12 protein-coding genes and 1 tRNA gene are annotated in these 15,009 nt (G+C 61.9%); all 13 read left to right on the top strand.

The window, feature by feature from the left end:
* Positions 1 to 126: 126 nt before the first annotated feature.
* A tRNA-Leu gene (locus tag KF757_08485) sits at positions 127 to 210 on the top strand.
* Positions 211 to 449: 239 nt separating this feature from the next.
* The gene (cheB, locus tag KF757_08480) at positions 450 to 1,553 is read left to right on the top strand and encodes a chemotaxis-specific protein-glutamate methyltransferase CheB (protein MBX3323011.1); all 1,104 of its coding nucleotides are present in this window, start codon (positions 450 to 452) and stop codon (positions 1,551 to 1,553) included.
* Positions 1,550 to 2,431: a protein-glutamate O-methyltransferase CheR gene (locus KF757_08475; GenBank protein ID MBX3323010.1), complete on the top strand. Its 882-nt coding sequence runs from the start codon at positions 1,550 to 1,552 to the stop codon at positions 2,429 to 2,431. Before cheB ends, KF757_08475 begins: the two co-directional genes overlap by 4 nt.
* 3 nt (positions 2,432 to 2,434) lie before the next feature.
* Positions 2,435 to 4,147 carry a chemotaxis protein CheA gene (locus tag KF757_08470; GenBank protein MBX3323009.1) on the top strand — a complete coding sequence of 571 codons (1,713 nt, stop codon included), beginning with the start codon at positions 2,435 to 2,437 and terminating at the stop codon, positions 4,145 to 4,147.
* Positions 4,144 to 4,668, top strand: a complete 525-nt coding sequence (locus KF757_08465; protein ID MBX3323008.1) for a chemotaxis protein CheX — start codon at positions 4,144 to 4,146, stop codon at positions 4,666 to 4,668. Before KF757_08470 ends, KF757_08465 begins: the two co-directional genes overlap by 4 nt.
* 38 nt (positions 4,669 to 4,706) lie before the next feature.
* Positions 4,707 to 5,081, top strand: a complete 375-nt coding sequence (locus tag KF757_08460; GenBank protein ID MBX3323007.1) for a response regulator — start codon at positions 4,707 to 4,709, stop codon at positions 5,079 to 5,081.
* Between the two features lie 32 nt (positions 5,082 to 5,113).
* Positions 5,114 to 6,649, top strand: a complete 1,536-nt coding sequence (locus KF757_08455) for a DUF342 domain-containing protein (GenBank protein ID MBX3323006.1) — start codon at positions 5,114 to 5,116, stop codon at positions 6,647 to 6,649.
* Between the two features lie 28 nt (positions 6,650 to 6,677).
* Positions 6,678 to 8,009 (top strand): hypothetical protein, encoded by a 1,332-nt coding sequence (locus tag KF757_08450; GenBank protein MBX3323005.1) that lies wholly within the window; start codon positions 6,678 to 6,680, stop codon positions 8,007 to 8,009.
* A 96-nt stretch (positions 8,010 to 8,105) separates the two neighbouring features.
* Positions 8,106 to 9,527: a hypothetical protein gene (locus tag KF757_08445; GenBank protein ID MBX3323004.1), complete on the top strand. Its 1,422-nt coding sequence runs from the start codon at positions 8,106 to 8,108 to the stop codon at positions 9,525 to 9,527.
* 55 nt (positions 9,528 to 9,582) lie between these two features.
* A complete protein-coding gene (locus KF757_08440) occupies positions 9,583 to 10,560 on the top strand; it encodes a hypothetical protein (GenBank protein MBX3323003.1) in 978 nt (325 codons plus the stop codon).
* A 141-nt stretch (positions 10,561 to 10,701) separates the two neighbouring features.
* Positions 10,702 to 11,850 (top strand): hypothetical protein, encoded by a 1,149-nt coding sequence (locus KF757_08435; protein ID MBX3323002.1) that lies wholly within the window; start codon positions 10,702 to 10,704, stop codon positions 11,848 to 11,850.
* A 105-nt stretch (positions 11,851 to 11,955) separates the two neighbouring features.
* A complete protein-coding gene (locus tag KF757_08430) occupies positions 11,956 to 13,872 on the top strand; it encodes a peptide ABC transporter substrate-binding protein (GenBank protein ID MBX3323001.1) in 1,917 nt (638 codons plus the stop codon).
* A 3-nt stretch (positions 13,873 to 13,875) separates the two neighbouring features.
* Complete coding sequence (locus tag KF757_08425) at positions 13,876 to 14,886, top strand: ABC transporter permease (GenBank protein MBX3323000.1); 1,011 nt, start codon at positions 13,876 to 13,878, stop codon at positions 14,884 to 14,886.
* The last annotated feature ends 123 nt before the right edge of the window (positions 14,887 to 15,009 follow it).

Genomic DNA, 15,009 nt, shown 5'->3' with positions numbered 1-15,009 from the left:
GGCTTCCTGCAGGAAGAGAAGTAGGATAGGCAACCTGACTGCGAAGTCCGAATGGGTGAGAGGGTTGACTGGACGGTTGTGGCCTATACTCGCTCCCGCTGTCATCCGGCGGGACGACAACCAGCAGCCCAGATGGCGGAATTGGCAGACGCGCCACCTTGAGGTGGTGGTCCCGGAAACGGGGTGGAGGTTCGAGTCCTCTTCTGGGCATTGATGAGACGCCGCATACTCGGCGTCTCGTTGTTTTTGTCCCGCGGTGAGTGCGCAGGTTGTACCGCATCCCCACCAGGATTGGGGATGCTGTGAGTCGGGCGGGGCACCTCGAAATGGGAAGTGTGCTGTATGCCACGGGCTTTGGGTGTCTTCCCATGAGAGCAGAGTAAACTGGGCTCGCCAATTACTCGATACGTGGGATATAGGTCCAATGTCTGGACCGAGGTTGCGCGCCCATGTCAAGAGTGCTTGTTGCTGACGATTCGATTTTCATGCGCAAGGTGATCTCTTCGATCATCGAGAAGGCTGAGGGTCTGGAATTGGTTGGCACGGCGCGGAGCGGACGTGACTGTGTGATGCAGGCGATGGCGCTCAAGCCCGATCTGATCGCTCTTGACCTTGAGATGCCGGAAATGAATGGACTGGCTGTGTTGCGTGAAATTCTTCGTCTCAATCAGAACCCCAGACCAGGGGTCGTGATGTGTTCGCACCTGACCAAAGACGGTAGTTTGGAGGCACTGGCGGCCCTGCGGATGGGCGCGGCGGATTTCGTGACCAAAGAGTTGGACTCGTGTCAACGCAACCCTGCGAGATTTGGAGAGGAACTGGTCGCGAAACTGAGAGCTGTCGGTGCTCCTCGGGCGAATGGTGAATCGGGGAGTCCGATTCACGAGCGATCACTGTCTGAGGGAGTTGTTGGTTCGATTGTTGAGCAGGAGATAAGTGTGGTGGTGATCGGGGCCAATACAGGTGGGCCTCCGATGGTTGAGTCGCTGGTGTGTTCGCTTGAGCCGGGGTGGCAGGTTCCGATCCTGATCGCGCAGCACATGCCGGGGCTGTTCCCGCGCTGCTTTGCAGAGCGGCTCGGGGCGATGGCCAATGTGGAAGTGATGATCGCTGAGGATGGGGACCGGGTTCAGCCTGGGGTGGTGTATATCGGAGAAGGCGGGAGCCATCTGCGTGTGGTAAGCGTCGGTGGTGAAATGCGGCTAAAGGTCTCAGGCGAGCCTTCGGGCGACGTGTTCAAGCCAAGCGTCAACGAGTTGTGTGAAAGCGCGGCTCAAAGTTATGGCCAACATGCGCTCGGCATGTTGCTTACGGGAATGGGCGATGACGGGACCGCCGGTGCGGGAAGTCTGCGCGCGGCAGGGGCTGCGGTGGTGGCGCAGGAGCGCACGACATGTGTGGTGCATGAGATGCCAGGCAATGTGATTCGGGCGGGGCTTGCCAATGCGGTTGGCAATGCAGAACAGATGAAGGTGCTGCTGGCAGCAGTTGGACGTAGAGCCAAAGCGCGAGCGCGGCTTGCGGCAAGTTCGTCGGGGAGGAATCTGGCGTGACGATCACGAACAACGGGATTCAACTGAGCGGGTTGCAGGCTGCGAGGTTGCGCGAAGTGATCGGCACCCGGAGCGGGATTCGCGTTCCGGGTAGCAAGATCCATGTCTTCGAGTCCCGATTGGGAACGCGCTTAGCAGAGCTCGGCATGGATGACTTTGACCAGTACTTCGCACTGCTGACGACTGGCCCCTATCAGGCGGAGGAGTTTCAGGAGTTGCTTGACCGAGTCGGGATCAATGAGACGAGTTTCTTCCGTGATGAGTCACAGTTGCAGGTTTTGGGTCGGCAGATTCTTCCGGTGCTGCTAGATGCGAGATTGGAGAGCAGGCATCTTCGCATCTGGTCGGCGGGGTGCTCGACCGGGGAAGAGCCGTACACGCTGGCGATCATGCTTCACCGATTACTCGGAGCCCGGCTCGCGGAATGGCACATTGAAATACTCGGAACGGACATATCAGAGCGTGTGGTACGCACGGCGCGAACCGCGGTCTATGCGAGTGCTGTTGCGTGTTCAATTCCTGATGCGATCAGGGCGCAGTATCTGCGTGAGGTGGACGGGAAGTGGCATGTGCGCGACGAAATCAGGGATCTGGTTTCGTTTCAGGTTCACAATCTCAATGACACAATGAGCACGCGGGCGCGTGGCACATGGGATTTAATTCTTTGCCGCAACGTCATGATGTACTTTGACCAGGCAAGGAGGGCTCGCGTTGTGCGCACGTTTTATGAACATCTGGCGGGTGACGGAGTGTTGATCGTCGGGCGCGGTGAACACACCGATGAAGTGACGGAACTGTTTGAGGAGGAGCGGTTTTCGCGGGGGAACTGCTTTGCGAAGCGTTTGAGGGGAAGTGGCGAGGAATCGCAGAAGAGGTAGTGCATGTCGCTTGGCGGATTCGAGCCGGAGATCATTCATGACTTTCTGACTGAAGCGGGCGAACTGCTCGAACAGTTGGAGCGTGATCTTGGCGCGATGGAATCGAGTGCGACACCCGATCCGGGGAGGATTGATCAGGCGTTTCGTGCTCTGCACACGATCAAGGGGAGCGCGTCGTTCCTGGCGCTGGGCAACATGGTGGAGATCGCGCACGCTGCGGAGAGCGCGCTCAATGCGGTCCGCATCGGTCGTGCTGGCACTGAACACGAGCTCATAGGACTGTTACTGGCTGCGTCGGGGGTACTTGGGAAGCAGTTGGAGCAGATGCATCGTGGGGTGGTTGAGATAGAGGCTGCACCTGAAAGTCTCGTGAAGCGATTGAATGAGATAGGACAGGATCGCGGCGCGTGCGTGGTGGAGGTCGGCGAGCGAAAGCCCTGGGGCGTGGTCGAGGGCGATGATGATGCAAATGCGTCAGGCGGCAAGGCAGGCGCGAGCGAGAACACACCGGAAGCCACGATTCGCGTCGAAGTCGAGCGTCTGGAGACGCTGATGAATCTGGTCGGCGAGTTGGTGATCGAGAAGAATCGAATCGTGTCGCTTGTGCGCGGTCTCGAAGCGGGCGCAACGCCTGAGACGCAAGTGCTTGAAGCGATGGAAACGTCTTCACAGAAGCTTGCGCAGGTGACGACAGACATTCAGAATGCGGTCATGCGTGCGCGCATGCAGCCACTGTCGCGTCTGTTCGGTCGGTACAGGCGCGTGATTCGTGAACTTGCGACCAAGACGGGCAAGCAGATTCGGTTGGTGGTTGAGGGCGGCGAAACCGAACTTGACAAGTTTGTGATCGAAGCGCTCAATGACCCGCTGGTGCATCTGATGCGCAATAGCGCGGATCATGGCATCGAGACGCGGGCCGAGAGGCTCGAATCCGGCAAGGATGCTATAGGGACGATTGCGCTGCGTGCCATTCAGGATGGGAGTTGCGTGCAGATTGTCATGCACGACAACGGCCGCGGGCTGAGTCGCGAAAAGATCGCTGCCAAGGCGGTGGAGAGAGGTCTGGCGACAACAAGTCAAGTTGCGGCGATGTCCGACGACGAGGTGTTTCGGTTCATCTTTACGCCCGGTTTTTCGACTGCGGAGCAGGTGAGCGATCTTTCGGGTCGTGGTGTCGGCATGGATGTTGTACGCACCAATGTTGAAAGACTCGGGGGGGAGATCACAGTCGGGAGTGTGGCAGGCCGGGGGACGACAATCCGTGTGCGCATTCCGCTGAGTATTGCGGTGTTACCCGTGGTGCTGGCGGAGGTGTCGTGCGAGATTTATGCGCTGCCGCTGAGCAGTGTTGTGGAGATTGTGCAACTCGAGGATCAGGAGTTGAAGAGGATCGTGCAAACTCGGGTGCTGCGAATCGGGGAGCGGGAGGTGCCGGCGATCCTGGCGGCGGAAGCATTTGGCGTGAAGAGACAGCAAGACGAGGTAGCTCATGTTGCGGTCGTTCTCAGAGTGCACGAGCAGTTGATGGCATTGGTGGTGTCGGACGTGATCGGGCAGGAAGAAGTAGTCGTCAAGCCGATGACTGGGCAGGGAGAGCGATGTCCATTCATTGGGGCGAGCGTGGGCACGGATGGGTGTGCGATTTGGATTGTGGAGGTTGATGCGCTCGCGCGGTGGATGCTGCGAAGTGAAGGGCAACAGGCAGTAGCTGCATGAATGACAGGAGTGTGATGATGGACTTGAAACTCATAGAGCCGTTCATACTGAGCATTCAAAATGTGCTCATGACGATGATGCAGCTTCCGGTCAGTGTCGGCATGCCGCGGTTGAAGAATGGCTTCGCTGCCCCGCGCGACGTGTCGGGAGTGATCGGGATGAGCGGGGATGTCAATGGATCGGTCGTGCTCAGTTTTCCGATCGATACAGCCGAAGCGGTGGTGATGCTGTTCTGTGGTGAGCGACTTGAACGAGATGAGGCGGAGTTTGCAGACGCGATCGGAGAATTGGCCAACATGGTGGCAGGCGGAGCAAAGGCGAATCTGGGGCTGCGCTCGGTGTCGATCGCGTGTCCGAGTGTGGTCGTGGGGCCTGGACACTTCATCGCGCAGCAGAAGGGGATGCCTTGCGTTGTGATTCCGTGCATGACAGATTTGGGCGGGTTCTCGATCGAGATCGCGATTCGTCTGGCGAGCGAAGTTGAGGAAGTGCAATCGTCGAGCGCACGAGCAAGGGCGTAGTTCAGGGAAGAACGGTTTGGGTCGAAGTGGGGGTTTACGTGATGCGTGTGATGTTGATTGATGACTCGAAGACGATGCGAAATATCCAGCGTGCTGTGCTCAAACAGCTGGGCGTGACGGAGATTGAGGAGGCCGGCGACGGGCAGGACGCACTGAGCAAGGTCGCGGCGTTCAATCCGGACCTGATTCTCGTGGACTGGAACATGCCGACTATGGATGGGTTGACGTTTGTCAAGTCGTTTCGGCATTCGAACAAGACGACACCGGTGATCATGGTGACGACGGAGGCCGACCGTGGCCGCGTGATCGAGGCCATCAAGGCGGGCGTGAACAACTACGTGGTCAAGCCGTTCACTCCGGATTTGCTGCTTCAGCGGATTGACGAGACGATGGCGAAGTTCAAGGCGGCGTGAGTGGATTTGCGCCGGAAGCGTGAGCGTGTTTGATGAGTCGTGATCTCTCGGAATGTCTGAAACTGCGACACGAAGAGGGGAAGGTGCGCGCTGTGCTGCTGGTGACACCTGGCTATGACCCTGCGCAGCTTGACGCCCAGACGCTGATCAGTCAGTTGGACGCAGCGGGCATTCTTCGCCGTGTGATCCATGAAGAGGAGATTGCGCAGCTGGTTGATCGGTGCCGAGAGGCTCCGGACGAACGGCACGAGGCGCTTGTGGCTTGCGGAGTGGCGCCGAAGAACGGCGAAGCGGGGCGGTTCGAGTTCACGACTGAAATTCAGGAGCAGCTTGCCGAGATCGCACATCGCCGGCGTGTCTTTGTGTCGCTTGAAGAGGATGTGTCGGAATCGAGCGAGGAGGCGGTGAATTTTCGCGAGCAGTCGTCGTTTGTGATCGTGCGCAGGGGGGATCGCATAGGGCGCATCATCCATCCGACGGATGGAGTGGATGGCGAAGACATCTATGGCGAAGCCATCGCAGCCAAGAGCGGCCTGCAATGTCAGATGCAGTTTAACGAGAACATTCGCGTACGGGATGAAGAATTTGTTGAAGCGCGGCGTCCCGGGCATCTCGTGTGCAAGCATGATCTGATCGGGGTTGAGCCGGTGCTGACAGTGCGTGGAGCGGTCGATTTCTCGACGGGCAATATCCGTTTTCCTGGTGATGTGGTTGTTGAGGAGGGTGTCAAGGACCAGTTCGTGGTGAATGCTGAAGGATCGTTGAGCATCAAGGGTCTGGTCGAGGCTGCCACGATTCGATGTGGTCGTCATCTGACGCTTCGCGGGGGCATGGCGGGGCGCGAGCAGGGTGTCATCGAGGTCGGACGATCGTTGGAGGCGAAGTATCTCGATGGAGTGCGCGGGATCATTTATGGCCCGGTGACGATCAAGAACGAGGTGAACAACTGCAATTTGGAAGTGCATGGCCCGATGTTTGCGGCCGGGGCATCGGTGCGCGGGGGGTTGTACTCGGTGGTTGGGCACGCAGAGATTGGGTTGCTCGGCGGATATGGGGGGGTTTCGACTCATGTTGTTCTTGGTTCATTGAGGGAACAGGAAGAGGTAGCCCGACGAACATTGGATCTGATCCCTGAACTGGAGCGTGTCTTTGCAGAAGCGGAGCGCAAGGTGGGGGATCTGAAGCGGCATTTCAACGCCCTCACTGCGCAGCAGACAGAGGAACTGGCGGAACTGGAGTTGTCCGCGAGCGAAGCGAAGAAGGATCTTGACCGAGTACGAACTTCGAGCGAGAAACTGGCAAGTCTGATGCTCGGTCTGGTCGCGGCGCAGTTGACGATCCGCAAGCGCGTGTGTGCTGGGGTGAAGGTCTGGCTGCCCGGATACTTTGTGGAGTTTCGCAGCGATGTTCCCGGCCCGATCGAACTGAGACTCAATGACAAGGGCAGCGTCGAGTTCATTCAGCCGGTTACGGGGCATGTGCTTGCCCTGGATCGTGCGGTGCGGATACAGCGTGATGAGCGTGTGCTGTCACTCTCGCAGTTGCATTCGTTCCAGAGTCCTGACTGAGCGTGAGGTTTTCGCGTATCATGGCGGGATGCTGAAGCGTGCCGGAAGAATCCAAATCCTGATCTGGTGCTGCGCGGGAGTGATCGCGGCGGGCGTGGTCGGTGCCGGTGCGCCTGCTGGGGCAGTTTGGCAGAATGAGTCAGAACAGGAAGCGGATGGGGACCAACCTTCAGTGCATGTCGAGAAGACGGCGCTGCGTGAGTGCGTGGTGTTGATGCAAGGTGGGCGTGAGGTGACTGGCCTGCTGGTGTCGCACAGCGAGGATGAGGTGGTGCTGCGCATCGAGGGGATTGAAACTCGATTTTCCGGGAACCTGGTACGAACGATCCGCATCCTGCCGCCGCTGATTGAGCGGTATGAGAACATGCGGCGTCTCATCAAGGACTCGGACCTTGACGGGCGTACGCTGCTGGCCGAGTGGCTGCGAGCAAGGGAGCAGTACGAACTGGCGATGGGTGAGGTCGACGCGGTGCTGGCGCGGGATCCGTTCCATCGTCAGGCGCGCGAGTTGCACAGCTGGCTGAAGATTCAGATGGATCTGCTCAGCAAGCAGCGGGTCATGGACGAGCGTGATGAATCGCTCAGCGGCCCGAGCGGGGCTGAACGTTTTTCGCAGCGTGTGGATGCGAGGCGGCGATTCCCGTTGCTTAAGCCGGAGGAGATCAATCTCATCAAGGTGTATGAGGTCGATTTGCAGAGGCCGCCGCGCATCATCATCAGACGGGAAACGATTGATCGCATGATCCGCCTTCACGCGAGCAGTCATCTGATCCCGAGCACATCGGAGGGGCGTGATGCACTGTTCCGCAAGCGCCCGGAAGAAGTGCTGGAGTTGATGTTCAAACTTCAGGCACGAGAACTCTACCGTGAGGTGATCATCCGGGATCATCCGCCGGCGATCCAGAGGTTCAGGAGCGACGTGCACGCACGATGGCTGATGAACGCGTGCTCGACCGAACAGTGTCATGGCGGAGCCGAGGCGGGGCGTTTGCAGCTGTATAACCAGAAGATCAACTCGGATCAAACCGTGTACACGAACATGGTGATTCTGGATCGGTTCAGACTGGCCGATGGGACGCCACTGATCAACTACGCAGAGCCGGCGCGTTCGCCGTTGTTGCAGATGGCGCTGCCGCGTGATGTTTCGCTGTATCCGCACCCTGATGCGGCGAGGACGCGAGGCAGTCGCGGGTGGAGCTCCGTTTTCCGATCGACCGAGGACAAGGGATTTGAGGATGCGGTGGCGTGGATTTCGGGGATGTACCGCCCGAGACCCGAGTATCCGATTGATTATGAGGTTCGGCCCCCACCAGATCCAAAGACAGGAGAGGCTGAGGATATCGAGAAGCTCGAGCGGTAGTCTCGTGCGGCGGGTTGGTGTATGACCTAAACTGTGGCTCACTGCGGAGGGGGACTCCGCCTGCTGATGGTCCTTGCAGCCGATGGAACAGGAGCCATGATGAAAAGGGTTTCGATGAAGGGCAAACTACAGTTGGTGCTGGCGTCGGCGGGGTTGGCGAGTTGCGTGTTGACGGGGTGCGATGGACGCTCCGAGGCGAAGGTCGCGGTGAGGGAGGCTGGGGCATCGATCAGCGGGATCGCGGCTGGCGGCGGCTCGGGTTCTGATCCTGGCGTGGCTGCTTCGGGTTTCACGGCTGCGAAGCGGGCGTTGGATGGGACGCCCGACGGGACGGCTGCCGAGAAGGCAAGCGTGCAGATCCTCAAGAGTCGTGCGCAGACTGGCATCGCGGCCGGGGTGGGGCTGAAGGTCAACACGCTCGAACAGCAGGCGGTTGCGCAGATGACTGAGCTGCGCGGGCTCGCTCGTGCGTGGCAGGCTCTCCAGGCCGAGGCCGCTGCGGCGCAGAGTTACGATCCCGCACCCGAACTGGCCTTGCTCGTGAGCGAAGAGGGCGAGATCGAAGGATTCATCGAGCGTGCGCAGCGTGAGAAGTCGGTGATTGACGGCAAGCTTGCGGACCTGCGGACTCAGATCGCGCAACTCGAATCCCAGTCGAAGGCCGAGCGGGACAAGGCTGCGGAGTTGGAACTGCGGGCCTCGACCCTTTCGGCACGCGAGGCAGCGGAGCTTGCGCCGACAATCGCGACGCACGCTCACGCTGCGGACCTGAAGCTGCTCGATGTCAGTCGCCTTTCGGCCCGGGCCAATCAACTCGAGACCGAAGCCCGCGAAGCCTTGCTGACCTACGAGAAGTTCGTGCAGCAGAAGGCGCTGATCGGGGTTTCGCAGGCTGAGATTCGTCAGGCGGCTCAGGATGCTGCGAGCGAAGCATCGGCTGCGCGTGCCAAGGCCGCGGCGGTTGCCCAGCAGGTGCGGGAGAAAGCGAACGGACTGATCGACTTTCGTGCGGGCCGGGGCGAAGGTAGCGGGCTCAATGCGCAGTATGAAGAACAGATCGCCGCGCTGGCGTCGGCGGTCTCGAGTGCCCGGCAGGCCGAGGCCGACATGCGGGTCAATGCGAAGTTCGCCCGTGGTACAGCGAATCTGGCGTTAGGCGATGTGCACGCCAAGCGTGCGCGTTCGTTTGGCGCGTTGCAGGAGCTCATGCAGGGGCTGGCGATGATGAATCCGCCTTTGCCCGATGCCAACTGGTTCGCCGAGCAGGCATCGCGGGCAGCCTCGGAGGTCAGGCGTGCGATGGAGGCTGCGGTGGAGGCGTACGGCGCGGCGGCCGATGACTTTGGCGCTACGGGCGGGCGTGGCGCAAGTCGCGAAAAGCTGGATGTGGTGATCGGGCGCCTCAATGAGATCGCCGGCCGCCGGGATCGCAATGCCGCGCCTGCGACCGATTGGGAGTCTGACCCGATCGACGAGCCGTTCGAAGACGAAGGAATGAGCGACGAAGATGAAGGCTGATGCGACGATGCAGCCGCACGCCGGGCCATCATCTACTACAAGCGACCAATCGGCCATGAGCAACCAACCGGGGGGCAAGACTGGCGACGGGGTTCCTGGCGAGCCGGTGCTTCCGGAAGTGCTCGTGAACGTGGTGACACCGGCCCAGCCGGTGGTGGGTCGGGTGATCGAGTCGACGCTGTGCACGCGGGGTCGCAAAGCTTCAGGGTTTGTGCGCCATGTTGCGATAGATGTTTCGGGAACGAGGCTTGCCGGTTCGTTCCGCGCCGGGCAGGCCTTTGGTGTGGTGCCTCCGGGTGTGGATGAACGGGGCAAGCCTCACAAGTTGAGGCTGTATTCGATTGCCAGCCCGACCTCTGGCGAAGACGGGCAGGGTCAGGTCATCGCCACGACGGTCAAGCGAACGCTCGACGAACATTGGGAGACGCACCGTCTCCTGACGGGTGTCGCGAGCAACTATCTTTGCGATCTCTCGGTGGGCGACGATGTTCAGTTGACGGGTCCGAGCGGGAAGCGGTTTCTGCTTCCGGTCGCGCCCGAGCAGCATGATTATGTCTTTTTCGCGACAGGGACGGGCATTGCCCCGTTCCGCGGGATGATCAAGGAACTGCTGGCGGCCGGGGTGGCCAGCCGGATCGTGCTGGTGATGGGGGTTCCGTACACGACGGATCTGCTCTATGACGAGGATCTGCAGCGGTGGGCTCAGGAGCATCCGAACTTCACCTATCTGACCGCGATCAGTCGCGATCCGGGGCCGGACGGGGCGGGGAGCGGGTATGTGCAGGATCGTCTGGTGACGCATCGGGAGCAGCTGGAACCAATGCTGCGGAGCGAGCGCACGCTGGTGTATGTGTGCGGGATTGCGGGCATGGAGGTGGGGTTGATTCGGGGGCTTGCGGAGCACTACGACGACGAGGTGGTGTCGCAGTTTGTGCGGGTGAGCCCGGAGGCGGGGCCCTGGTCGCAATGGGATCGCCGGGCGATCGGGCGTTCGGTGCGAGCCACGGGCAGATTGCTGCTTGAGGTCTACTAGGGTTGCGGGTCGGAGGGGTTGGCAGGGGCTAGAGTTGACGCGCGGTGCGGATTGGTGTAGGTTTCGCACCTGTTTGAAGGATCGAGTGGTTTGCATGAGCCGGGCTTGCCAGCCGGGTCTACCAATAGAGGGGATGCCGTTTTGAGACGAGCACTGTCTCGAAGACTGGGTTGGTTTGCGGGAGTGATGCTGGCGCTGTGCGTGCCTTCGATGGCGTGCGGGCAGGCGGCGACACTTCCATCCGGGATTCAGGAAGTTGCGGACCTGAGCAGCGCTCAGAAGGCGCAGATCCGCGAGTACATCCGTGCGGGGCAGACGATGCTCCAGAGCGAGGATCTTCTCTCGCGGCGCAGCGGGCGTGATCGGCTGCTGGAGATGTTTGACGGGTCTTCGATTTCGGTGGCGTTCCGGATCGAGAGTTCCGAGGCGCTGATGCCCGAGGTGCGCAGGCTGATCGCGTCGCAGCGGGACTGGGATCGGTTCGCCGGGTATCGGCTTGCGGCCAAGGTGGCGTCAGAAGAATCGGCGATCCTGTTCGAGTCTGCGATCAGCACACCTTCCAAGGCCGACCGTCTGATGGCGCTGGGCCAGTTGCGGGTGCTGTTTCTGGAAGTGCGCAAGACCGACAATCCTGCGGTGTATCCCGAGACGCTGGTGCAGCTGTCGCGGACGCTGGGGCGGAGCCTGACCGAGGAGACGGACGCGGACGTGACGCTGTATCAGGTTCGTGCCTTGCGGACACTGGCCGAGGCGGGCAGCCCGCGTATTGCTGCGGCGCAGCGGTCGGCGCTGGTCGAGATGTGCAATGCGGTTGCGGCGCGCGTGTCGCGGCAGCAGGCGTCGAACTTTCGCGGGGCCGATGAAGCGATGATCGAACTGCTGATGTATCTCGAAGCGGCCGACGCGGTGCGCGGGATTGTCGCGGTAGGACTGACGCAGGTTGACGAGGCGTCGATGCGTTCGATCGGGGGCCTGATGGGCCAGACGCTGGCACTGGTGTCGCGCACGTATCAGGATGTTCCGCGTGACGGCGCATCAAGGCGGCACCTCGAGCGGCTGACGCAGCGATCGGTCGAAGTGCTGCGGGTGCTGGTCGGGCAGCACAACGAGCGTTCGCCCCAGCAGCGGATCGACGAGTCGACCATCGCGACGCCCGATGTGCTCACGCGGCGACTGACCGATGGCAACATGGCTGAGTTTCGGCTTGCGGTGCTGCGGATCGTGGGCGAAGGTGGCGTGCTGACGCGGCAGCCGTTCGGGCATGCGGCGTCGCACTTCAAAGTCCAGTAGAAGACAATCCAGTAGAAGAAAGTCCAGTAGGAAGAAAGCCCCCGAGTCGGGCGTGGCGGCGGGCGTGGCGGCGGGCTTGGGGCTTGCGCGGGCGTATGCTCCGTCATGGCCAAGCTGATGGCTCCACTGATTGCGATGGTGCTGCTGGTGGCGGTGATTGTCTTCACGGACAAGCCGACGCCCGAGGCCGATTTCACGCTGCTCAACGGCACCGGCGTGACGACGCTCGATCCGCAGCGGATGAGCTGGGTGCCCGACATGCGTGTGTGCCGGATTCTGTTCGAGCCGCTGGTGCGCAACGATGTCTTTACCTGGGGCTACGACATCATGCCCGGCGTGGCCGAGCGGTGGGAGGTCTCGGCCGACGGGCTTGAGTATCGTTTTTTCCTGCGGCATGATGCGAAGTGGTCCAACGGCTCGCCGGTCGTGGCGGGCGACTTTGTGTTTGCCTGGCGGCGTGCGCTGCTGCCCGACACGGCGGCCGACTACACCAAGCTCTTTCAGCTCATCGAGGGCTCGCGCGAGTTCTACGACTGGCGCGAGGCGGCGCTGGACGCCTATGCCGCGCGTCCGGCGCGCGAGCGCACGCGGCAGGCGGCGATGGATCTGTGGGCTCAGACCGTGGCCAGGTTTGATGAGATGGTGGCGGTGCGGGCGGCGGGCGAGCATGAACTGGTCGTGAGGCTGTATCAGCCGACGCCGTACTTTCTTGATCTGGCGGCGTTCCCGACGTTCTCTCCGGTGTACCCGCCGCTGGTCTCGCAGTTCGAGCAGGTCGATGCGTCCAGCGGAATGATCCGGCTGGAGATGGGCTGGACCAAGCCGCCGCTGCTGGTGGGCAACGGCCCGTTCCGGCTTGAGCGCTGGCGCTTCAAGCGTGACATGTATTTCGTCGCCAATGAACACTACTGGGACCGGGCGAACCTGGACATCGACTCGATCTACGCGCCCGAGGTCAGCGAGCCCAACGCGCAGGTGCTGGCCTTCGAGACGGGCACGGTGGACTGGGTGTCGGACGTGGCGGTGAACTATCGCGCCGACATCTGGCAGGCCAAGCTCGCGTTCTACCGCGAGCACGCCGATGAGCTCGAGCGGCTGCGGGCCCAGGGGCTTGACCAGTTCGAGATTGATCGGCGTCTCCCGGCCGATCCCCGCAAGAACATTCACGCGTTCCCCGCGTTTGCGACGTACTGGTACAACTTCAACTGCCTGCCCACGCTGCCCGACGGGCGGGCCAATCCGTTTGCCGATGCGCGGGTGCGCCGGGCCTTTGCGATGGCGATCGACAAGGAGTCGATCGTGCGCGACATCAAGCGGACGGGCGAGCCGGTCGCCGCCACGCTGATTCCGCCGAGCTCGATCGCGGGGTATGTTTCGCCGGCGGGGCTGGACTTTGATCCGGCGCGCGCTCGGGCCGAGCTGGCGGCGGCGGGCTGGCCTGATCCGTCGCAGTTTCCGACGGTGGAGCTGCTGTTCAACAAGGATTCGGGGCACGATCTGATCGCCCAGGCCATCAGCCGCAACTGGCAGGAGCACCTGGGCGTGCGCACGCGCATGGCCCAGAAGGAGCTGCAGGTCTACCGCGACGATCTCAAGAAGGCCAACTACATGACCAGCCGCGCCGGGTGGTACGGCGACTACGGCGACCCGACGACCTTTCTCGAACTCAACCGCACGGGCGACGGCAACAACGACCGCAAGTATTCGAGCCCGGCCTACGACGCGCTGCTCGACGCGGCGGCGCTCGAACTGGATGTGCCCCGGCGGATGGCGCTGCTGAGCCAGGCCGAGCGCCTCATCATGGAGGACGATCTGCCGATGGTGCCGATCTATCACTACGTGACGATGTACCTGTTCGATGCTGAGCGTGTCAGCGGGCTCAACCCGCACCCGCGCACGATGCAGAACCTGTTTCTGATCGACATGCTCGGCGACGGCAAGGGGAGAGACACGCCGCGCACCATGCCGCTGGTGCCCGCGGCCCCCGCCTCGGCGACTGATGCGACGACAGGAGAGCCTTGAATCATGATCGGCATGATTGTCCGTCGCCTGCTCCAGTTGCCGCTGATCCTGCTGGTGATCTATTCGCTCACGCTCATGCTGGCGTGGGCGATTCCGGGCAATCCGCTCGAGCGTGACGAGGGCCGGCGGCCGCCCGCGGCGGTGGTCGAGCGGATGAAGGCGCAGTACAACCTCGACAGTTTCTGGAAGTTCTACGGCTCGTACCTGGCCAGCGCGACGGGCGTGACGTATGCCCGCGAGCGGCTTGACGGCACGATCGCGACCGAGCGGGCGATCGCGGCGGCCGATGGCGTGGCTCCGCGCGAGCGGCGGGTGTTTGATCTGGGCCCGAGTCTGAGTTACGAGGACTGGTCGGTCAACGAGATCATCACCTCGGCGCTGCCGGTGTCGGCGACGCTGGGGATGATCGCGATGCTCATCGCGCTGGTGGTGGGGGTGTCGGCGGGGGTGGTGGGGGCGGTGCGTCCCAACTCGTGGGCCGACATCGGCACGCTGGCGGTGGCGCTGATCGGCATCAGCCTGCCGAGCTTTGTCACGGGCACGGTTTTGCTGCTGCTGTTCAGCGTGTGGATCCCGATCTTCCCGGTCGCGGGCTGGGGCTCGATCGATCGGATGATCGCGCCGGCGATTGCCCTGTCGCTGCCGTTCGCGGCGTATATCGCGAGGCTGACGCGCATGGGCATGATCGAGACGCTCGGGGCTGACTACATCCGCACGGCGCGGGCCAAGGGGGCGAGCGAGCGGTCGGTGATCCTGCGGCACGCGCTCAAGAACGCGTTCCTGCCGGTGCTGAGTTTTCTGGGCCCGGCGACGGCGCTGGCGATGACGGGCTCGTTCATTGTGGAGCGGGTCTTCACGATCCCCGGCCTGGGCCAGCATTTCGTCAACGCGGTGCAGACCAAGGATCTGTTCCTGATCATGGGCGTGGTGCTGGTGTTCGCGACGATGCTGATCCTGTTCAACCTTGCGGTGGACGTGATGTACCGCTGGGTGGACCCGCGCATCGAGCAGTGAAGCGGGCGAGGCGTCCGACCAGCGTGCGTCGTTTCAGGCCGCCATCGACAACAGCGCGACAACCGCCCGTCTTCCTTTATTTCCATGGGGGGGCCCCGCTTCCTAATTCCCAGGGGAGGCGGC

Source organism: Phycisphaeraceae bacterium (assembly GCA_019636795.1).
In the GTDB taxonomy this organism is placed as follows: Bacteria; Planctomycetota; Phycisphaerae; order Phycisphaerales; family UBA1924; genus JAHBWW01.
Note: the sequence above shows the minus strand (reverse complement) of the source record. Positions and strands in the feature narration are given on the sequence as shown.